This is a genomic window from Campylobacter sp. 1569 (genome assembly GCF_024723675.1).
Lineage (GTDB): Bacteria > Campylobacterota > Campylobacteria > Campylobacterales > Campylobacteraceae > Campylobacter_D > Campylobacter_D jejuni_C.
Genome location: NZ_JANQDB010000001.1, coordinates 89,226 through 109,321, shown reverse-complemented (window position 1 = coordinate 109,321; position 20,096 = coordinate 89,226). Strand labels below are relative to the sequence as shown.

General features: G+C 29.9%; 23 protein-coding genes and 1 tRNA gene. 10 read left to right on the top strand and 14 right to left on the bottom strand.

Features of this window, described 5'->3' with window-relative positions:
* Positions 1-74: 74 nt before the first annotated feature.
* The gene (locus tag CAMP5060_RS00590) at positions 75-1,250 is read left to right on the top strand and encodes an NAD(P)/FAD-dependent oxidoreductase (protein ID WP_261529712.1); all 1,176 of its coding nucleotides are present in this window, start codon (positions 75-77) and stop codon (positions 1,248-1,250) included.
* Here CAMP5060_RS00590 and CAMP5060_RS00585 read toward each other — a convergent pair.
* Both CAMP5060_RS00585 and dsbD read right to left on the bottom strand, forming a co-directional pair.
* Positions 1,243-1,896 (bottom strand): MOSC domain-containing protein, encoded by a 654-nt coding sequence (locus tag CAMP5060_RS00585; protein WP_261529713.1) that lies wholly within the window; start codon positions 1,894-1,896, stop codon positions 1,243-1,245. The genes CAMP5060_RS00590 and CAMP5060_RS00585 overlap by 8 nt on opposite strands.
* Positions 1,896-3,587: a protein-disulfide reductase DsbD gene (gene dsbD / locus CAMP5060_RS00580; protein ID WP_261544828.1), complete on the bottom strand. Its 1,692-nt coding sequence runs from the start codon at positions 3,585-3,587 to the stop codon at positions 1,896-1,898. Before dsbD ends, CAMP5060_RS00585 begins: the two co-directional genes overlap by 1 nt.
* 92 nt (positions 3,588-3,679) lie before the next feature.
* Here dsbD and ppk2 point away from each other — a divergent pair, with 92 nt between their 5' ends.
* A complete protein-coding gene (ppk2, locus tag CAMP5060_RS00575; protein WP_087699924.1) occupies positions 3,680-4,507 on the top strand; it encodes a polyphosphate kinase 2 in 828 nt (275 codons plus the stop codon).
* A gap of 9 nt (positions 4,508-4,516) precedes the next feature.
* Positions 4,517-5,299 carry an amino acid ABC transporter permease gene (locus CAMP5060_RS00570; RefSeq protein ID WP_214126903.1) on the top strand — a complete coding sequence of 261 codons (783 nt, stop codon included), beginning with the start codon at positions 4,517-4,519 and terminating at the stop codon, positions 5,297-5,299.
* Here the strand turns inward: CAMP5060_RS00570 and CAMP5060_RS00565 are convergent.
* From CAMP5060_RS00565 to CAMP5060_RS00540, 6 genes are read right to left on the bottom strand one after another with little or no spacing between them, the layout of a single operon-like run.
* Positions 5,296-6,060: a transporter substrate-binding domain-containing protein gene (locus CAMP5060_RS00565; RefSeq protein WP_114640375.1), complete on the bottom strand. Its 765-nt coding sequence runs from the start codon at positions 6,058-6,060 to the stop codon at positions 5,296-5,298. The two genes, CAMP5060_RS00570 and CAMP5060_RS00565, sit on opposite strands and share 4 nt — an antisense overlap.
* A gap of 8 nt (positions 6,061-6,068) precedes the next feature.
* Positions 6,069-6,515, bottom strand: coding sequence for an aminoglycoside 6'-N-acetyltransferase (gene aac(6'), locus CAMP5060_RS00560; protein WP_214126904.1), 447 nt, complete (start codon positions 6,513-6,515; stop codon positions 6,069-6,071).
* On the bottom strand, positions 6,502-7,224 hold the full coding sequence (gene kdsB / locus CAMP5060_RS00555) for a 3-deoxy-manno-octulosonate cytidylyltransferase (RefSeq protein WP_087699932.1): 723 nt from the start codon (positions 7,222-7,224) through the stop codon (positions 6,502-6,504). Before kdsB ends, aac(6') begins: the two co-directional genes overlap by 14 nt.
* On the bottom strand, positions 7,221-8,630 hold the full coding sequence (thrC, locus tag CAMP5060_RS00550) for a threonine synthase (protein WP_214126905.1): 1,410 nt from the start codon (positions 8,628-8,630) through the stop codon (positions 7,221-7,223). Before thrC ends, kdsB begins: the two co-directional genes overlap by 4 nt.
* Positions 8,605-9,543 carry a tetraacyldisaccharide 4'-kinase gene (locus tag CAMP5060_RS00545; protein ID WP_214126906.1) on the bottom strand — a complete coding sequence of 313 codons (939 nt, stop codon included), beginning with the start codon at positions 9,541-9,543 and terminating at the stop codon, positions 8,605-8,607. The genes thrC and CAMP5060_RS00545 overlap by 26 nt, the downstream gene beginning before the upstream one ends.
* Positions 9,530-10,270, bottom strand: coding sequence for an NAD+ synthase (locus CAMP5060_RS00540; protein WP_214126907.1), 741 nt, complete (start codon positions 10,268-10,270; stop codon positions 9,530-9,532). The genes CAMP5060_RS00545 and CAMP5060_RS00540 overlap by 14 nt, the downstream gene beginning before the upstream one ends.
* A gap of 61 nt (positions 10,271-10,331) precedes the next feature.
* Here CAMP5060_RS00540 and CAMP5060_RS00535 point away from each other — a divergent pair, with 61 nt between their 5' ends.
* Genes CAMP5060_RS00535 through CAMP5060_RS00510 form a run of 6 tightly spaced genes read left to right on the top strand, consistent with a single transcriptional unit; the run spans position 10,332 to position 14,576 of the window.
* Positions 10,332-10,931: an MBL fold metallo-hydrolase gene (locus CAMP5060_RS00535; RefSeq protein WP_214126908.1), complete on the top strand. Its 600-nt coding sequence runs from the start codon at positions 10,332-10,334 to the stop codon at positions 10,929-10,931.
* Positions 10,931-11,212 (top strand): hypothetical protein, encoded by a 282-nt coding sequence (locus CAMP5060_RS00530; protein ID WP_012661606.1) that lies wholly within the window; start codon positions 10,931-10,933, stop codon positions 11,210-11,212. Before CAMP5060_RS00535 ends, CAMP5060_RS00530 begins: the two co-directional genes overlap by 1 nt.
* 56 nt (positions 11,213-11,268) lie before the next feature.
* A complete protein-coding gene (locus CAMP5060_RS00525) occupies positions 11,269-12,246 on the top strand; it encodes an agmatine deiminase family protein (RefSeq protein WP_214126909.1) in 978 nt (325 codons plus the stop codon).
* Entirely contained in the window at positions 12,243-13,157 is a 915-nt protein-coding gene (locus CAMP5060_RS00520; protein WP_126340887.1) for a cation diffusion facilitator family transporter, read from the top strand. Before CAMP5060_RS00525 ends, CAMP5060_RS00520 begins: the two co-directional genes overlap by 4 nt.
* Positions 13,126-13,998, top strand: coding sequence for an N-carbamoylputrescine amidohydrolase (locus tag CAMP5060_RS00515; RefSeq protein ID WP_214126910.1), 873 nt, complete (start codon positions 13,126-13,128; stop codon positions 13,996-13,998). The genes CAMP5060_RS00520 and CAMP5060_RS00515 overlap by 32 nt, the downstream gene beginning before the upstream one ends.
* Before the next feature lie 11 nt (positions 13,999-14,009).
* Complete coding sequence (locus CAMP5060_RS00510) at positions 14,010-14,576, top strand: DJ-1 family glyoxalase III (RefSeq protein ID WP_214125530.1); 567 nt, start codon at positions 14,010-14,012, stop codon at positions 14,574-14,576.
* A gap of 23 nt (positions 14,577-14,599) precedes the next feature.
* Here the strand turns inward: CAMP5060_RS00510 and CAMP5060_RS00505 are convergent, their stop codons facing one another.
* Entirely contained in the window at positions 14,600-14,839 is a 240-nt protein-coding gene (locus tag CAMP5060_RS00505; protein WP_257396702.1) for a SelT/SelW/SelH family (seleno)protein, read from the bottom strand.
* 103 nt (positions 14,840-14,942) lie between these two features.
* Between CAMP5060_RS00505 and dnaE the strand changes: the two genes are divergently transcribed.
* Positions 14,943-18,536 (top strand): DNA polymerase III subunit alpha, encoded by a 3,594-nt coding sequence (gene dnaE / locus CAMP5060_RS00500; RefSeq protein ID WP_337217708.1) that lies wholly within the window; start codon positions 14,943-14,945, stop codon positions 18,534-18,536.
* A 139-nt stretch (positions 18,537-18,675) separates the two neighbouring features.
* On the opposite strand, the gene CAMP5060_RS00495 is transcribed toward dnaE, so the two are convergent.
* The 5 genes from CAMP5060_RS00495 to CAMP5060_RS00475 form a co-directional block, all read right to left on the bottom strand.
* Complete coding sequence (locus tag CAMP5060_RS00495) at positions 18,676-18,924, bottom strand: hypothetical protein (RefSeq protein ID WP_337217707.1); 249 nt, start codon at positions 18,922-18,924, stop codon at positions 18,676-18,678.
* 13 nt (positions 18,925-18,937) lie between these two features.
* Positions 18,938-19,360, bottom strand: coding sequence for a hypothetical protein (locus tag CAMP5060_RS00490; protein WP_337217706.1), 423 nt, complete (start codon positions 19,358-19,360; stop codon positions 18,938-18,940).
* A 31-nt stretch (positions 19,361-19,391) separates the two neighbouring features.
* Positions 19,392-19,514 (bottom strand): hypothetical protein, encoded by a 123-nt coding sequence (locus CAMP5060_RS00485; protein WP_337217705.1) that lies wholly within the window; start codon positions 19,512-19,514, stop codon positions 19,392-19,394.
* 10 nt (positions 19,515-19,524) lie between these two features.
* Positions 19,525-19,668 (bottom strand): hypothetical protein, encoded by a 144-nt coding sequence (locus tag CAMP5060_RS00480; RefSeq protein WP_337217704.1) that lies wholly within the window; start codon positions 19,666-19,668, stop codon positions 19,525-19,527.
* A 275-nt stretch (positions 19,669-19,943) separates the two neighbouring features.
* A tRNA-Leu gene (locus tag CAMP5060_RS00475) sits at positions 19,944-20,030 on the bottom strand.
* Between the last annotated feature and the right edge of the window lie 66 nt (positions 20,031-20,096).

Here is a 20,096-nt window from a genome sequence, read left to right as displayed (position 1 = left end):
AATATTTTAAGATAAAAAATAATACCATTATGCCAAATTTTTATTTATTTTTTTATCAAATTAAAGGAAAATCCATGCAAAAAAAGAAAATTTTGTTTTTAGGTGCAGGATATGCTACTTTATCGGCTATAAAAGCCTTACCTGATGAGTTTTTTGAAAAAGCACAAGTGAGTTTGATTAATAACAATTCTTATCATTATCATACTATTTTACTACACAAAGTAGCTTCCAATGAAGATATTTATAGTTCAAAATATGATCTTTTGCCTTTATTAAATCCAAAAATCAACTTTATCCAAGATGAAGTTTTAAAAATTTCTAAAGACAAAGTTTTTACTAAAAATAATGAATTTGACTTTGATATTTTAGTATGTGGGCTTGGTTTTGCTAAAGAAACTTTTGGCATTAAAGGTATGCAAGAATATGCTTTGAGTATAGACAATTATGAAAATGCTTTAAAAATTAATGAAATAATATATGAGAAAATAAAAAATTATAAAACCACCCAAAATGAAGATGATTTAAAAATCACAGTTTGTGGCGGGGGCTTAAGCGGGGTTGAATTTGTAGCTTCTTTAGCTAAAGAGCTTAAATTCTTTTGCCAAAAAGAGCAAATTGCTTATGAGAAATTAGAACTTTCTATTATTGAGGCTATGGATCAAATTTTACCTATGTTTGATAAAAGTTTGGCTTTAAAAGCAAAGCAAAGACTAGAAGCGCTTGGTGTGAAAGTATATGAAAAATCTAAAATCATAGAATGTGAAAAAAATGGTATAAGACTTGATGGGGGAGAATTTGTTAAAGCTAATACTATCATTTGGACTGCAGGGGTTAGAGGTAATAGCGTTATAGAAAATAGCTCTGATTTTCCAAGTGCAAGATCGCGTATAGAAGTAGATGCTTTCATGCATCCTTTAAATGTTGAAAATCCATCAAAATACTTTTTTATAGGTGATAATAGTTTATTTAAAAATCCTAAAACCAACACTCCTTATCCTCCAACAGCCCAGCTTGCATTAAGAGAAGGAGCTTATGTAGCCAAAGCTTTAATGGCTATGATTGATGAGAAAGAATTTAAGCAAGAATTTTCTTTTATAAGTGGAAATACCGTTTGTTCAATCGGAAAGGATTATGCAGTTGGAACGGTTTTACATAAACCAATTAGTGGTCTTTTGGCAATAAAACTTAAAATTTTTATAGAAAAACTATGGCAATATCAGCTTATAGGGATAAAAGGATTTTTTAAATAAACATATAAGAATCATCATAAGTATGATTTAATCTAGCCTGAATACTCTCTTTCCATCCTTTTGCTAGGGTGGAAATTTTTTCTAATTTTTCTAAAGAATTTGAATTTTTAAAAGGATTAAAAAATAATTGATTTAACTCCATAATGCTTAAATTAGTTTCATCTTTTTGTAAGATTTTGATTTTGTCATTTTTGTTCATTACACCTTCTTTTAAGACTCTATAATACCATCCAGTTCTTCCACTTTTGAAAATTTCTTGAGTGAAATTTAAGTGATTGTGTATGCTAGAAATTTTAAAACAAGGCTTGCGCGGTTGACTTACTTGCAAAATACAAGTACCTATCTCATGCATATCTCCACAACAAACATTATATTCGTTTAAACCATCAATACTTAAATTCTCTCCCATTTCTCCAAAATTTAAGTATTTATTTAAATAATTATTCCATAAAGTATAGTTTTGCACACTATTTGCAAAAACAACTTTTTCTAAATTTCCATGATGAATTTTATCAGCTATTTCATTATCAAGAATATAATCTGTATAAATTTGCAAAGAATTTAAATAAATATCCTTGATAAATGCTGAGTGAAATTTATTATAGTTTTTGATTTTGCCAATTTGTAAAGATTTAATAGAGCTCATTAAGGAACTTTACTTAAAAACTCATTTGCATCTACATAGCCTATAATGCGTCCTTTTTCCTCGCCTTTGTTAAAAAATATCATCACAGGAGGCCCAAAAACTCCAAATTCTTTCATAAGAGCTAAATCTTCTTGGCTATTGTGTGTTACATCTGCTTTTAAAAGTGTGTAATTAGCAAGCAAATTTTGTACTTTTGTATCTGTAAAAGTATATTCTTCTAAAAGTTTGCAGTTTTCACACCAAGTAGCTGTAAATTCAAGCATGACTGGTTTGGTAGAATTTTGTAATTCTTGCTCAAGCTCTTTTAAATTTTTAATGGTTTTAAAACTTAAACTAGAGCTATTTTCTTTTGAAGCAAGGTTAAACTCAAGAGGTTTTAGCAAGCTTTTTGAGCCCATTGAGCCACCTAAAATTAGACTTAAGCTATAAGCTAAAATTAAAATCATACTTGCTTTTTTAAATTTATCAAAATTAGTTTTTGCTTCATCAAATAACCCCATAAAGCTAGCAAAAAATACCCCTATAACCCCATAAAGCATTAAAATGATGTTTGCACTAAGTATTCTTTCTAGCATCCAAACTGCCATGATGAGCATGATAAAGCCAAAGAAAATCTTTATCTTAAGCATCCAAGCTCCACTTTTTAAAAAACTTCCTCCAAGTCCTATTAAAAGTAAAGGCATACCCATACCAAAACTCATCACAAATAAAGAAAGTCCTCCTAAAAATACATCGCCACTATTAGTAATATAAAGCAAAGCCCCTGCTAAAGGTGCAGCCACGCAAGGTCCTACAATAAGAGCCGATAAAAAGCCCATAATAGCTATACCAAAAACTCCGTTTTTGCCTTCTATTTTTTTATTGATAAAATTTTGAAATTTAAGTGGCAGTTGTAATTCATAAAGACCAAACATAGAAAGTGAGAGCAATACAAAAATACTTGCAAAAGTAATGATAATCCAAGGTTGTTGTAATAAACCTTGCACATTAGCTCCTGCAAGGCCTACTAAAGCACCTGCTATAGCATAAGCTAAAGACATAAAAAAGACATAGATAAAAGATAAATAAAAGCTATGTTTTTTAGATGGTTTGTCTTTGAGTTTCATTGCGATTAATGAAGAAAGAATAGGTATCATTGGTAAAATACAAGGAGTAAGTGCTAATAATAAGCCATAACCAAAAAAAGTTAAAAGTGTGATAAATATATTTTGCGTGCTTAAATCATTAGCAATTTGCTCATCTTCATTTTGCTTTTTAAATTGATCTTTGGTTGATTTTATAGTATAAATTCCATTTTGTTTATTAAGTTCATAATTTACATATACAGGACGATAACATAAACCATCTTCTGAGCAACCCTGATAAGCTAGGGAAAGTTTTGCTTTGTTGTTTTTAATAAAATCATCTAATAATAATTGAGGTATGAAAAGTTCAAGTTGGCTAAAAATTACTTCTTTGTTTTCTCTAGTTTGAGTTTGTGGGAAATTTAATAAAGAAGTAATGTCGTTAGAGTCTAATTCTACTTTGATTTGATCTTTGTAAAGATAAATTCTATCTGCGAGATTGATTTTTAAAAAAATTCCTTGATTGTTGCTGTGAGTATTGAGTTTAAAAGCTTCATTGAGTGATAATACTCCATTATTAGCAAAAGCTAAATTCAAAAAAATAAAAAATACCGCTAAAAAACGCATTTTTCTCCTTGAAACTAAAAATTAAATTTATTTTATTTTACTTATTTGTGGTAAATTTAAGTTAATAATTATCCTAAATTAAGGAGCCTGTTATGGACAAGGACAAATTTACTCTCATTAAGGTAAAAAAATCAACACTTGAATATGAAAGCGAGCTTAAAAGGCTACAAATTGAGCTTTTGAAATTTCAAAATCATGTTAAAGATAAGGGTTTAAAGGTTTTGATTTTAATCGAAGGACGCGATGCGGCGGGAAAGGGTGGTGCTATTAAAAGATTAATTGAGCATTTAAACCCTAGAGGTTGTCGTGTGGTAGCGCTTGAAAAACCAAGTGATGTAGAGAAAACTCAGTGGTATTTTCAACGTTATGTAACACATTTACCTGCAGCAGGAGAGATAGTGATTTTTGATCGATCATGGTATAATAGAGCAGGTGTTGAACCTGTGATGGGCTTTTGTACTCCAAATGAGCATAAAAAATTCTTGCGCGAGGTGGCTTCTTTTGAAGAGATGTTGCTTGATAGTGGAATTTTATTTTTTAAATTTTATTTTTCAGTTTCCAAACAAGAACAAAAAAGACGTTTTGAACAAAGAAGAACAGATCCGCTAAAACAATATAAATTATCTCCAGTCGATGAAAAATCCCAAGAATTGTGGGATAAATACACTCTAGCAAAATATTCTATGCTTTTAGCTTCTAATACACCAAAATGTCCTTGGGTGATTATTAATTCAGATAGTAAAAAGAAAGCAAGGATTAATTTATTTAAGTATTTACTTAGTGTTTTGGAATATCCAAATAAAATTAAAAATAAGTATTTTAAATACGATAAAAAATTAGTGCGTAGTGGTGAAGAAGAAATTCGCAAAATGGAGCTTAGCTTAAATGATGAAAAACTTAAAAAATTTGATAAAAAATAAGGGATAGAATTGAGTCATCTTTTTATAGTACGTAGTAAATTTAATGAACATAAAAAAATTAATCTAAAAGTATTTTTATTCAATGCTTTTTTGTTGGTTTTTTTATTGTTTTTATTTTTTTATTTGTCTTTTTTAAGCGCTAGTTATAATTTTGATTTTGGGGCAATTTATGAATATAAAGATAAAATGATACAAGGCTTTTTTACGAGTTTTTTTATTAGTGTTTTATCTTTGATTGTAGGTATGATTTTTGCTTTGATTTTATGCTATATGAGTCTTTGTAAAATCGTGCTTTTTAATATGTTTGCAAGAGTTTTTATAGAACTTGTTAGAGGCACGCCTTTGTTAGTGCAAATTTTATTGATTTATTATATTTTTGCAGATAATTTGGGGCTTGATAATCGCTATGTTTGTGGAGTTTTGATTTTAGCTTTATTTGCTAGTGCTTATATTTGTGAAATATTTAGAGCAGGGATTTTAAGTGTTGATAAAATGCAATACGAAAGTGCTAAGGCTTTGGGTTTGAATGAGTTTGAAATTTATAAAAGCGTAATTTTTCCTCAAGCTTTAAAAAATATCTTAGCGCCACTAAGTGGACAACTTAGTAATTTGATCAAAGATAGCTCTCTTTTAAGTGTTATAGCTATTTCAGAATTAACACAAAATGCTCAAGAAATCAATGCTTTTACTTTTTCAACTTTAGAAATTTATATTCCCTTAGCGCTTTGCTATTTGGTTTTAACTTTGCCTATTTCTATGTTTTCAAGAAAGCTTGAAAAGAGTTTTTCTTAAAAGAAAAACTCAAGCTTTTGTTCTTTGAAAACTTCTTGCATATCTTTGAGATATTTTTGACTTAGTTTATCAAAAAAACCATTTTCTTTAGATTTTAAAATAAACTCATTGAGTTCTTCTTTTAATTTGGTATTGTTTTTATTTAAAGCTATGGCCCATTGCTCAGGTGTTTTTTCAAAAGGGGTAAAAATAGCTTTTGTTTGCTCAGGATGTTTTTTCCATGCTTTATAAATGCTCATTTGATCATAAATAAAAGCATCAGCTTTTGCTTGAATGACTTCTAAAATAGCTGCATTTTCTTTATCAAATACTAAGATTTTTGCGTTTTTAAGATTTTTTTGAGCATATAAATGCGCACTTGAACCTCTTTTTAAAGCAAGGATTTTTCCTTTTTGATTTAAATCTTCTATGGAATTAATATTTGATTTTTTAGCGCTTAATATCGCTAAATTTGCCTTAGCATAAGGCAAGGTGAAATCTATTACTTTTTTTCTTTGCTCACTTATACTCATAGAAGACATGATGAGATCTATTTTTTGAGTTCTTAAAGCAGGTATGAGTCCATCCCAAGCTATGTTTTGAATTTTTAAATCATAGTTTTTTTCCTTAGCAAAGGCTTGTAAAAACTCTACACTAATGCCACTTGGATTGCCTTTAGTATCACTCATTTCAAAAGGAGGATAAGCTAATTCCATACCTACAATTAATTCTTTTGCATTGAGTGTAAAAAACAATGCAAGTAGTAAAATAATTTTTTTCATTTTTTTCCTTAATTTAGTTTTTTTATAAAACAAATAATTTTATTAACTTCTTTGAAGCCACATTGCATATGGAAATTAAAACTATCAATATTTTGTAATTCGCAATCACTAGCAAATTCACTAATTTTTTGATTTAAAATCCATTGTTCGCAATATGTTAGTAGTTTTTTCGCATAATATTTTTTTCTGAAATTTTCTCTAATGTAAATTCCTTCTAGATATCCTATTGGAGCACTAGAACTACCTTCTACATAATCATACCTTATACTAACATATGCTAAGCCTATACACAATTGCTGTATTTTAAGTAAAAATACAGCATATTTTTGATCTTTTAATATATTTTCAAATTCATGCTTTAATTTTACAATGGGTTTGTTAAACAATAAACTTGCTAATATTAATACATCTTCTAAATCATGAATGTTTGCTTGGTAAATTTTAAAATGATCCAAATTTAGCTAAAGCCCTTTCATAATCTTCTTTTGTATCTATACCTATGCTTTGGCTTTGTATTTTTAACATTTTGATTTTTTTACCATTTTCTAAGGCTCTTAATTGTTCTAATTTTTCACATTCTTCTAAAGCTGAGTTTTTCAAAGTGCAAAATTCTTGTAAATTTTTAACCCTATATGCATAAATTCCAAGGTGGGCTTTAAAATTTTGTTTATAGTTTGCCCTTTCATAAGGAATTTTAGATCTTGAAAAATATAAAGCATAATCATTACTATCAGTAACTACTTTAACCAAATTTGGATCATCGCAAGCTTTTGCATCTATTTCTTTATAACAACTACTCATAAAACAAAGCTCATCTTCAAAAGCTTTTTGACTAAATTCCTTAAAATTTTTAATATTTTGTGTTTCTATAAAAGGCTCATCAGCTTGGACATTAATGATTAACTCATTTTCATTTAGTTTTAAAATTTGACAAGCTTCGTTGATCCTATCAGTGCCACTTTCGTGATTTTTACTTGTTAAAACTGCTTTTACATTATGTTTTTGTGCTATTTTTAAAACCTCTTCATCATCAAGTGCCACGCATACTTCATCAACTTCTTGCATTTTTTTAGCTGTATAAATAAACATAGGTAAATTATCAATTTTACATAAAATTTTATTTTCAAAACGACTTGATTTTAATCTTGCTGGTATGATTATCATTGTTTTATCCATTCTATAATAGTTTGTTTTAGATTTTCAAGTTTGCAAACTTGATTTTGCTTTTGTGTGCTTGTAAATAAGCTTGCAATATTTGGATGAATTTTTTGCTTAAATTCTTTTGCAAGTTCTTGCATGCAAGCTTGTTCATCTTGACATTCTTTGTTATAAATTGCTTGATACATACTTGGGGTAAATTTACTCCATTGTGCTGTAGAAGTGATAAGCGTAGTAGTGTTAGAATCAAGCATTTTAAAGCAAGTGCAAGTGTGAGGGTCTAAAAGTCCTAAGTGGCTGTATTGTTTGATATATTGCATACACTCATCATCATTGCAAAAATCAGCTTCAAAGTCTTCTTGCAAAAGCTCTAGCTCTTTTTGGCTAAGCTCATAATATTTTTCATTTTTTAAAGCTTGCATAAGTTCTTTGGTGCGCTCATCTTTAAATTTATCAAAAAGCAAGCGTTCTATATTTGATGATATAAGTATATCCATAGCAGGAGAAATAGTCTTTTGCAAGCTTTTATTTTTTAAATCATATTTGCCTGTATTAAAAAACTCACTTAAGATATTGTTTGAATTGGAAGCAATTTTAATTTTACCTATATTTGCTCCCATTTTTTTAGCATAATAAGCTCCCAAAGCATCGCCAAAATTTCCACTTGGAATAATAATGTCTATTGTTTTATCAATTTTTAAGCTAGCATAATAATGATAGATGATTTGAAAAAGTATTCTTCCAAAATTAACTGAATTTGCAGCACTTAGACTTAATTTTTCTTCTTTTAAAGTATTTTTAAAATCCTCATCATTTAAAAGTGTTTTTAGAGTATTTTGCGCATCATCAAAATTACCTTCAATGGCTATGGATTTTAAATTGCTTGCATTTGAGTGTGTCATTTGTAAAGCTTGAGTTTTACTTGTGCCTTCATTTGGGTAAATACAAACTACTTTTATACCTTTTTTATTTTCAAAGCTTTTTAGTGTAGCAGGTCCTGTATCACCACTTGTAGCGCACATGATTAAAAAATCATCATCTTTTTTTAAGTATTCTAAAAGCACGCCAAAAGGTTGCAAAGCCATATCTTTAAAAGCTCTTGTTGGCCCATGGAATAATTCATTAATATAAAGCTTATCATTAATTTTTCTTAAATTAATAGGGCAGGTTTTATCATCAAAACTCTCGTAAGTTTTCAAAGCTTTTTCAAAAACTTCAGGCTCTAAATCAAATTCAAATGCAGCAATAATTTTTAAAGCTAATTCTTTGTAGTTTAAATTTTTTAATGCTTTATTATCAAGCTTTGGTAGATTAAGTGGCGCATACAAAGCATTATTAGGTGCACTAGGGCTAAGTAAGGCTTTTGAAAAGCTTACTTGATGGTTTTTATCTTGGGTTGAGTGTAGTAGCATTTTCTTCCTTTTTGTTAAATTGATGAATATAATCTTGTAAAACTTGTTTAAAGCTATCTTTTAAAATAATATCAAGATGAATTAATTCTGTTTTAAAGCCAAAATCTTTTACCTTGACATAGTCTTTAAAGGTTAGCATTAAGGTATCACAATTGTGTTTTTTTAAAAGTTTTTCTAATTCTTCTTTTTTGAAAGTATAATGATCGGCAAAAAAATAACAAGCTCTAGCTTTGATAAAATGTTCATATAACCTAAAAGGCTTTGCAATGGAGCTTATTAAAATGGCTTTTTGATTTTCTTTTACATGAGAATAACGCACAAAGTCTTCATTTTCTTTAGCTATAAAATCAGCCCTTTTAGCAAAAGATTTTGGCAAGCGATAAGCCCCACTAGGTAGGGTAAAATCAAAAAAAGGCTCATCTTTACTTTGCAGTAAAATATTAAGCTTTTTAATGTGAAATTTAGAAAAAGCATCGTCTAAAAGTATGATCTTTGCTCCAAGCTCGATAGCTTTTTGTATGCCTTTAACCCTATCTTCACTTACTATTACTCCACTAATGTGCTTTGTAAGTGCATATTCCATAGCTTCATCGCCACTTTCTTTAATATTGCATAAAATTTCATCTTTATGCTTAACGATGATTAAACCTTTACTTTGTCTTTTATAGCCTCTTAAGATGATAAAACAATTTTCAAACTCAGCTGCTATGGCTTTACAAATGGGAGTTTTTCCATTGCCTCCTAGGGTTAGATTACCTATGCTTATAATGGGTAAATTAAAATCAAGTTCTTTTTTAAATTTAGTATTTAAAATTGCTATAATCATATATAAAAAGCTAAAAGGCAAAAGCAAAAAGGCTAGAGTTTTTTGCAAAAAATTAGGTTTAAAAAAATACCGATCAAGCCAAGTCATATGTATTCTTTAATGTTGTTGGAAGTTTTCTTTTAAAAGCATTATTTTGCACACGCTCTAAGACTAAATTTTTTAAATTTTCATCAAATTTTTCCAAGCTTTGATTATTTTCTAAAGCTTTTAAAACTTCATCTAAAACTTCATATTTATAGCCAAGATCTTTTTCGTCGCTTTGATTTGGCCAAAGATCAGCACTTGGAGCTTTTTGTATGAAATTTTCATGCACACCCATAAATTTAGCAAGCTCAAAAACTTCACTTTTATAAAGTGTAGCCAAAGGATTAAAAGCACAAGCTAAATCCCCATAAATAGTTCCATAACCAAGCATAAGTTCGCTTTTATTAGAAGTACCTACCACTAAAGCATTATGTAAGGCTGAATAATCATAAAGCAAACTCATACGCACTCTTGCAGCTAAATTTCCAAAGCGTAAATGGTTTAAGTCTTGACAAATTTTTTCATAAGCACAAAGTACTTCATCAATATAAATGATCTTATGATGAATTTGCAAATCTTTACAAAGCATTAATGCATCATCTAAATTTTCTTTTTTAGAATGTTTTGTAGGCATTAAGAGCACAAAAAGTTTTTCACCCACTGCTTTTTTGCAAAGATGAGCTACTAAAGCTGAATCTATCCCACCGCTTAAACCTAAGATGAGATTTTTATCTCTTGCTTGTTCTTTTATAAAATTGATCAATAATTCTTGTAATTTTGTATAATTCATAAAAAATCTTTAAATATTAATTTTTTAAAATTATATTTGATTTAGTTAAAAGGAAGTTTATATGCGTATTTTAAAACAACCATGCGGAATGTATGAAACAAATTGTTATATTATAGACCATAATAATAAGCAAATTATTATCGATCCAGGAGAAAATGCTTATAAGTTTATCAAAGAAAACACAAGCAAACCTTTAGCTATTTTAAATACTCATGGTCATTATGATCATGTTTATGATAATGCTAAAGTTAAAATGGCTTATGAAATTCCACTTTTTATCCATAAAGATGATGCTTTTATGTTAAAAGATCCTTTTAATTATGGTTTTGAGCATTCAAATGCTGATGTGTTAATAGAAAATGAAAATGAATTTAGTATAGATGAGTTTAAGTTTAAATTTCATCATTTCCCAGGGCATACTCCAGGGTGTTGTATGATAGAACTTGTGGGTGAAGATGTGCTTTTTAGTGGAGATTTTTTATTTTACCGTAGTATTGGTAGATGGGACTTTCCTTACTCAGATGCAACTAAGATGAAAGAGAGTTTATTGAAAGTTTTAGCTTATGAAAAAGATTTTAGATTGCTTCCAGGGCATGGAGAAGAAAGCACTTTAAAAGAAGAGCAAAGTGCAATTCCTGCTTGGTTAAGGTATTTTCACTAATGGATAAGGTTTTATATTTTTTAAGTTTTTTGCTGATTTTAAGTGCGGTTTTGAGTTTTTTTAAACCCAAAGAAGCAAAAAAGAAATTTTTTCACAAATGCCCATGTTTTAGAGCGGTGGAAAATGGTTTAATGAGTAGAATTTGCATTTATGCAGGAAGTTTTGGTTTTATGTATTCTGTGCTTTATATAGGATTTGGAGTGTATGATAAAAAGCTTTTTATGATTTTGCTTTTATCTTTTGCGATATGGTATTTTGCTTGGGTTTTAAAAAAAGAGTAAAAAACTATCATTAAAAATGTTAAAATACTTTTTTAATTATCAAAAAGGGTATCAAAATGAGAAAAAGCATAGCAGAATGGCAAAAACAAGAGCTACTTTTACTTTCCTTGCCTCATGAAAATAGCGATTGGAAGCCTTATTTAGAAGAGATTTTGCAAAGCTATGAAGAATTTGTTAAAGCTGTGGCAAATTTTCAAAAAGTTTTACTTATAGCACCAAGTGAAAAAGACTTTCAAAGATTTAAGCATATAAAAAACGTTGATTTTTTTAAGTGTGATACTAATGATACTTGGATTAGAGATTTTGGTGCAATTGATGTGCGTGAAGATGAAAAAATTATAGGGCTTGATTTTACTTTTAATGCTTGGGGAGATAAATTTCAAAGTACTTTAGATAATGCGGTAAATTCAAAACTTTTTGCACAAAAATTATCTGGAAAATTAGAAAAAATTGATCTTATCTTAGAAGGTGGGAGTATTGATTTTAATGGGCAAGGAGTAATGCTTACAACGAGTGCTTGTTTGTTAAATGAAAATAGAAATTCACATTTAAATAAAGAGCAAATTGAAGCTAAGTTAAAAGAAATTTTTGGCTTAAATCAAATTATATGGTTAAATCATGGTTATATAAAAGGCGATGATACTGACCATCACATAGATACTCTAGCAAGATTTATCAATGAAAACACCATTGCTTATTGTGTGTGTAAAGATGAAAATGATGAGCATTATAAACCCTTAAAAGCTATGGAAGAGGAGCTTAAAAAAACAGGATTTGATTTATTAGAGCTTCCTTTACCTAAGCCTTTGTATTTTGAAGGTAAAAGACTTGGTGCCACTTATGCAAATTTTGTTTTTGTTAATGGTGGATTGATAGTGCCAACTTATAATGATGAAAACGATGCTTTGGTATTAGAAAATTTACAAAAAGCATGTAAAGATAGAAAAGTAGTAGGGGTTGATGCAAGAGTGTTTTTAAGACAAAATGGTTCTTTGCATTGTTCTTGTCAAAACCGCTATGAAGGTCAAAGATGAATTTGCAAAAAAGCGCAACCATCATCGCAAGTGTATGTGCTGTTTTTTTAGCTATTGTTAAATTTATAGTAGGTTTAGCTTCGGGTTCTGTTGCGGTGCTTTCTAGTGCGATTGATTCTTTACTTGATTGTGTGATTTCGGGTTTAAATTTTTTAGCTTTGAAAAAAAGCTCTCAAGGATCTAGTAAAGAATATAATTTTGGCCTTAGTAAAATTGAAGCCTTAATGGGGCTTTTTGAAGGTCTTGTGATTAGCGGGATTGGGGTTTATATTTTTTATGAGAGTGTTTTAAAAATTCACAATCAAGAAAGTGTAGAAAAACTTGATCTTGGAATTTATGTCATGGCTTTTGCTATGGCTGTGACTTTGTGTTTGGTAGTTTTTTTAAATTATGTTGCCAAAAAAACAAAAAGCTTGATTATAAAAGCTGATAGCTTACACTATAAAATAGACTTTTTAACTAATGCTCTAACGCTTTTAGCACTTGTGATTATAGCTTTTACAAATTATCATTTTATTGATGGTTTGTTTGGTATAGCTATAAGTTTATATACGATTTTTTCAGCTTTTAAAATTATAAAAGAAAGTTCTAAAATTTTATTAGATGTGGCAATTGATAAAGAGCAAGTTGAAGTGATTAAGCAAATTATAAGTGCAAATAAAGAGGTCAAAAGCTTTCATCATTTAAAAACTAGAAAAAGCCCTGATATACTTTATGTTAGTGTGCATTTAGTTTTTGAACCTACAATATCACTTTTAAAAGCTCATAAAATCGGTGATGAGATTGAAGATAGTATAAGGGAGTATTTTAAAGATGATTTTTGGAATATCCATATACACTTAGACCCTTATGATGATTCAGAAGAAGAAAGGAGTAAAAATGAAATTAGCACTCATACAGCAAGAATTTAAACAAAATAAAGAAAAAACTATAGAAAAAACATGCGAACTTATCAAACAAGCAGCAAAGGAAAAGGCTGAGCTTGTATGCTTGCAAGAACTTCATCAAACGCAGTATTTTTGTCAAAGTGAAAATACAAACTTTTTTGATTTGGCAAATGATTATGAAGAAGATGTTAAATTTTGGTCTAATGTGGCTAGGGAAAATAAAGTTGTTTTGGTAACTTCTTTATTTGAAAAAAGAAGTGCAGGACTTTATCATAATACTAGTGTGGTATTTGAAAAAGATGGTTCCATAGCAGGTAAATACCGTAAAATGCACATTCCTGATGATCCTTGTTTTTATGAAAAATTCTATTTTACTCCAGGTGATTTGGGTTTTGAACCTATACAAACAAGTGTTGGAAAACTTGGGGTTTTAATATGTTGGGATCAATGGTATCCTGAAGCTGCTAGGTTAATGGCTTTAAAAGGGGCTCAAATTTTGATTTATCCTACTGCTATAGGTTGGTTTGATAAGGATGAAAAAGAAGAAAAACAAAGACAGCTTGAAGCTTGGATAGGTGTGCAAAGAGGCCATGCTATAGCTAATGGCTTACCTGTAGTAGCTATTAATAGAGTGGGTTTTGAAAAAGATGAAAGCGGTGTGGAAGAAGGCATAAGATTTTGGGGGAATTCTTTTGTTTTTGGGGCTCAAGGTGAAGAGCTTTTTAGAGCTGATGATAAACAAGAGCTTTGTAAAATCGTTGAAATTGATATGCAAAAATGTGAAAATGTGCGTAGATGGTGGCCATTTTTACGCGATAGACGCATAGAGTATTTTCATGAATTAAATAAAAGATTTATCGATTAAAAGGAGGAAAAATGAAAAAAGTTTTAGTGCCTTTGGCAAAAGGTTTTGAAGAAGCTGAATTTATAGGTATAGCTGATGTTTTAAAAAGAGCAGGGGAGGCTAGTGGAAATTTAGAAGTAATTATTGCTTCGCTAGATGATGAGCTTTTAGTGCAAGGAGCTAATGGAATTTGTATAAGGGCTGATGTGAGTTTATCTAGTGTTGATCAAGAAAATTTAGACGCAATTGCTTTGGCAGGTGGCTTTGAAGGTATGATGAATCTAAAAAACAATTCAATTATCATAAAAATCATACAAGATTTACATGCTAAGAAAAAAATCGTAGCAGCTATTTGTGCTTCACCTATGGTATTGGCAAAAGCAGGGGTGATCAATGGAGAGTTTTCTTGCTATCCTGGTTGTGAAGTGGGTATTGAAGGAACTAGAGCAAATAAAGCAGTTGTGGTAAATGAAAATGTCATCACAGCAGCTGGGCCTGCTACGGCTATTTTGTTTGGTTTAGAGCTTGCTAAACATTTATGCTCAGAAGAAATTTATCAAAAACTTTATGAAGGTATGCTTGTTCCTTTAACAAAATAAACCCTCGCTAGTGAGGGTTTAGCTTACATTTGTTTCATAAGCTTGGTGATTTCACCCTCATGAGGAAATCTGTCTACTTCGCAGTTAAACAAGTCTTTTTTAGAGTAAATGATTTTACCATCTACTTCTACTATAAAATGACCACCACCTTTTTCTATGGTAGAAATTTGTGCATCTTTGAATTCATTTTGTATTTCTTCTGCAACCCTTGCAGCTTGTGGTTTGTAATTTCAAAGATTACAATAATAAATTTTTACTTCCATTTTTTACTCCTTTTTTGAAAGTAAGCTATTATACATTTTTTATGCTTGTAAGTTTTAAATTTAAGGTTTTTTTTTATAATAATAAAAAAATACAAGGGAAAATATGAGCCAATTTACACATTTACATTTACACACAGAATATTCTTTACTTGATGGAGCAAATAAACTCAAAGAGCTTGCTAAAACGCTAAAAGCTCAAGGTGCAACAAGTGTTGCTATGACTGATCATGGAAATATGTTTGGGGCTATTGATTTTTATAAAACAATGAGAGCTGAGGGGATTAAACCTATCATAGGGCTTGAAGCGTATTTGCATAATCACGATGATTTAAGTGATAAAAGCTCAAGACAACGCTTTCATATTTGTTTATTTGCTAAAAACGAAATTGGCTATAAAAATTTGATGTATTTGAGCTCGCAAAGCTATATACATGGTTTGTATTATTACCCAAGGATTAACAAAAAGCTTTTAGAAGCACATAGCGAGGGTTTGATTTGCTCGTCTGCGTGTTTGCAAGGTGAGGTTAATTGGCATTTAAATACCAAAAATGAAAGAAATTTAAAATTTGGTGCAAAAGGTTATGAAGGTGCAAAAGAAGCTGCGCTTTGGTATAAAAAGGTTTTTGGAGATGATTTTTACCTTGAGATTATGCGTCATGGTATTGATGATCAAAAATTCATCGATGATTCTATCATTAAACTTGCTAAAGAGCTTGATATAAAAATCATCGCAACGAATGATACGCACTATACTTTTAAAGAAAGAGCGGCTGCACATGAAGTGTTTATGTGTATAGCTATGGGGGTTAAGCTTGATGATCCAGGGCGTTTAAGACATGAAGTGCATGAGTTTTATGTAAAAACACCAGAGCAAATGAGTGAACTTTTTGCTGATATTCCTGAAGCCATTGAAAACACTCAAGAAATAGCTAATAAATGTAATTTAGAATTAAAACTAGGCGATCCTACCCCACCAAATTTTAAATTTACCCGTGAATATGCGAAAAAATATGGCTTAAGTTTAAGTCAAGAAGATCAAGAATTTAGCTTTGATAATGATGATATAGTTTTTGAGTATCTTTGTAAAAAGGGTTTGGAAGAAAGACTTCAATTTATCGATGAGAGCAAACATCAAGAGTATAAAGATAGGCTTGATTTGGAAATTAGTATTATTAAAAATATGAAATTTTCAGGTTATATGCTAATCGTTCATGATTTTATCGCCGCAGCCAAGGAAAAAGATATACCAGTTGGCCCAGGGCGTGGGAGTGCTGCGGGGAGTTTGGTTTCGTATTGTTTGAAAATTACAGATTTAGATCCTATACCTTATAATCTTCTTTTTGAGAGATTTTTAAATCCTGAGCGTGTATCAATGCCCGATATTGACGTGGATTTTTGTCAAGATAGAAGAGGGGAAGTGATTGATTATGTTATTGATAAATACGGAGCTGAAAAGGTTGCGCAAGTTATTACCTTTGGTAAGCTTTTAGCAAAGGGAGTAATCCGTGATGTAGCTAGGGTTTGTGATATGAGCATACCTGATGCGGATGCTTTGGCAAAATTAGTTCCTGAAGAGCTAAAAATCACTTTAGAAAAAGCTTACGAGCAAGAACCAAAAATCGCTGAATTTGTAAATTCTCATCCAAAAGGGCGTCAAGTTTGGGATTTTGCTAAGGCATTAGAGGGTTTAAATAGAAATGCAGGTATGCACGCAGCTGGAGTTGTGATATCTAATGAAGCTTTGTGGAATAAAGCTCCACTGTTTAGACAAAGCAAAAATGATGAGCGTCATTTGGTAACGCAGTATTCTAAAGAATATCTTGAAGATGTAGATTTAATCAAATTTGACTTTTTGGGTTTAAAAACTCTTACGGTGATTGATAATGCGATTAAGCTAGTGAAAAAGCGTTATGGTAAAGATGTAATTTGGGAAAAGATTGATATGAATGATCCTAAGGTTTATAAAACCATACAAAGTGGCAATACTTTAGGAATTTTCCAAATAGAATCAGGCGGTATGCAAAGTTTAAATGCTAGGTTAAAGCCTGAAAGATTTGAAGATTTAATCGCGGTTTTAGCTTTATATAGACCAGGCCCACTTGATAGTGGGATGGTGGATGATTTTATCGATATTAAGCATGGTAGAAAGGCTGCTACTTATGCATTTGAAGATTTAAAACCTATACTTGAAAACACTTATGGGGTTATAGTTTATCAAGAACAAGTTATGCAAATAGTGCAAAAAATCGGTGGTTTTTCTTTGGGCGGGGCTGATAATGTGCGCCGTGCTATGGGTAAGAAAAAAAGAGAAATTTTGGATAATCTTAAAGCAGAGTATTTAGAAGGAGCTAAAAAGCAAGGTTATGATGAGAAAAAAGCTGATGATTTGTTTGAACTTATTTTGAAATTTGCTGAATATGGTTTTAATAAATCTCACTCAGCTGCTTATGCACTTATAACCTTTCAAACAGCGTATTTAAAGACTTATTATCCTAGTGAGTTTATGGCTGCACTTTTAACAAGTGAAGAAAGTAATGTAGACAAGGTTGCAAAATACATTGAAGAGATGAAAAGAATGAATATTAAGCTTTTGCCGCCAAATATCAATAAAGCTCAAAGAGAATTTAGTGCAACTAAGCTTGAAGATGGTTCTGAGGCTATTATTTATGGACTTGGAGCGATTAAGAGTGTGGGAATTCCTGCAATAGAAAATATCATGGCAATTCGTAAGGAAGAAGGTTTTAGTGATTTTGATGATTTTATAAGTTCGATTGATCCTACTAAGATTAATAAAAAAACTATAGAAAATTTAGCTAAATCAGGTGCTTTTGATGAGTTTGGTTACACTAGAAAATGCTTGGTGGATAATCTTGAGCTTATTTCAGAAACAAGTAGAAAAATCGCTGAAGTTAAAAGAAACTCTACTGCTTCGCTTTTTGGAGAAGAAGAAATAGCTGCAGATATCAAAGTAGGACTTCATGATAGTAAAATAGAATTTGAACTAATGGAAAAACTAGGCTATGAAAAAGAAATCTTAGGAATTTATGTATCAGGTCATCCTTTAGATAAATTTGCAAGTCAAATAGAAGGTATAGAGTATTTTAAAAGCATGGACTTTGAAACACTCAAAGGAGAGGGAGAGCTTTTGGTTGTAGGAAAGATTGAAGATTTTAAATCAATGATGAGTAAAAGTGGTAAAAGATATGCTAAGGCTGTGGTTTTAGACTTTTATTCTACTTTTGATATGATTATCTTTGAAGCTCAAGTAGAAAAAGTTGAAGCGCTTTTTAAAGAAAGCAAGGATGAAGCCTTTGCCTTTTTGCTAAGATATAAAAACAACGACAATGACTTAAGTTTTAGTTTAAATGAAATTTATACCCTAGAAGAAGCAAAGGAAAATGAGCTAAAATCTTTTAGTAAGAAAAAAAGCTTTGCAAAAAAAGAAAACAAAGAAGAATTTACCCAAGATCCTATGAAATTTGAAGAAAATATCATAGAACTTGACATTAATAAGCTTAGTAAAGATATGGTGTATGAAATTTATGATCTAGCTAATACAAGACATAATCCAAAAGATGCTAATAACAAAAAACTTGTGCTAAAAGTACTTGATATGGGCAGTTGCTTGCTTTATCACACAAATTTTGTGCTCTCGCAAGAAGCTATGGATGTGATAGCTCAAAAATGTAAAACTTAAGTATTTGAATAAAAATAGGTTTGAATTTTTTTATATATGCAAATTTAAATTGATAAAATTCAATGCCATTTTAAAAAATCACAAGGTTGTCCTATAAAATGTCTCAAAAAAGGTTTTTATATATTTTTTAGTTAAAAATTTAATTATTTTTTAGCAAGACAGAATTTTTAAGATAACTAAAATATATATATATAAACCATTTTTGTTTGTCAAATATAATATATTTATTTTTAAAAATTTTCAATATTTCTTGTTTATATTCGCTTAATTTTAAAATTTCATAAAAATCTTTATCATAAAAAGCTCCAAGCTTTTGTACATCTACATTATGATTTGCAAATTCTATTAAAATGTCTTTTATTGGATATTCTTTACCATCAAGGTCCAATCTATCCTTAAAATTATCTAAAAAAAATAAGCAACGCAGGGGCTTTTACTCCAGTATAATATTCTATAATAGAATCTGCACGCAATAAATTATGTTTTAAAAGATGTAAAAATCTTGATATTCTTCCCTTTACTTCATAAGCAAGCATTTTCTGAATCGGTACTAAGTAATACCTTCCTACTATATTTAGATCATATGGTATATTTTTTAAATCTATTTTTAATCCATGTTTAAAAAGTAAATAAATAAGATCACTATGCACAAACATAACTAGTAGTTTTTCATCAAGCATCTCTTTAGGGTAACGCTTTATTAATTCTTGAAAGAAAAAATCAAGTGTTTCATCATCTGCATCGCAAAATCTTCTATTAGGCGTTTGATTAAGTCCAATATTTTCAAAAAATGTAGTATTAATTTTACTATCAAGATTATCCAAGATAAACTCTAAAATATTTTTGTTTTCTGTGCTAAATTTTTTTTAATGCAACGAATAAACCAAAATTATTTTCTTTGGTAATTACTACTTTATAGCCTAATGTTCTAAGAAATTTAGCATATTCTAGTTTATCAAAACGCAAACAAGTATGCATCACTTTATCATTAATTAGGAATATGAAAGCCTTGAGATTTTGCATTTTTTACAATAGTACTAAAAAAATCCTCACTTGGCATTACATTGCTTACTGTCCCTTTTGGTACATAAAAACAAAGCTGAGTGATATGTTCGTATTGTTCATTTTGCAAAAGAATTATTTTTTCTAAAATAATCTTAGCTTGCTTATAATCACGCGCCTTAACAAGCTTACATAATAATTCATAGCTTGGATTATCTATATCAAATACTGCTTTATATCATGAAGGTGGATTATTTTGCAAAGAGCAGTTGCTAAATATATTGTTTGATTGTTCTACTAATAATTATTGATAATTAGTGATAACTAAAATCTTTCCAAAGTGCTTATTTATCGGATTTATTTTGATAATTTGTGATAATTTATGAGAGTTTATGATAAAAGTAATGGTGCCCGAGGTCGGACTCGAACCGACACAAGGTTGCCCTTACCAGATTTTGAGTCTGGCGCGTCTACCAGTTTCACCACCCGGGCTTTTTAAGATTTTAAATTAAAAATATAGAATGTGAAATTATACTAAAAAAAAATTAAAACAATATA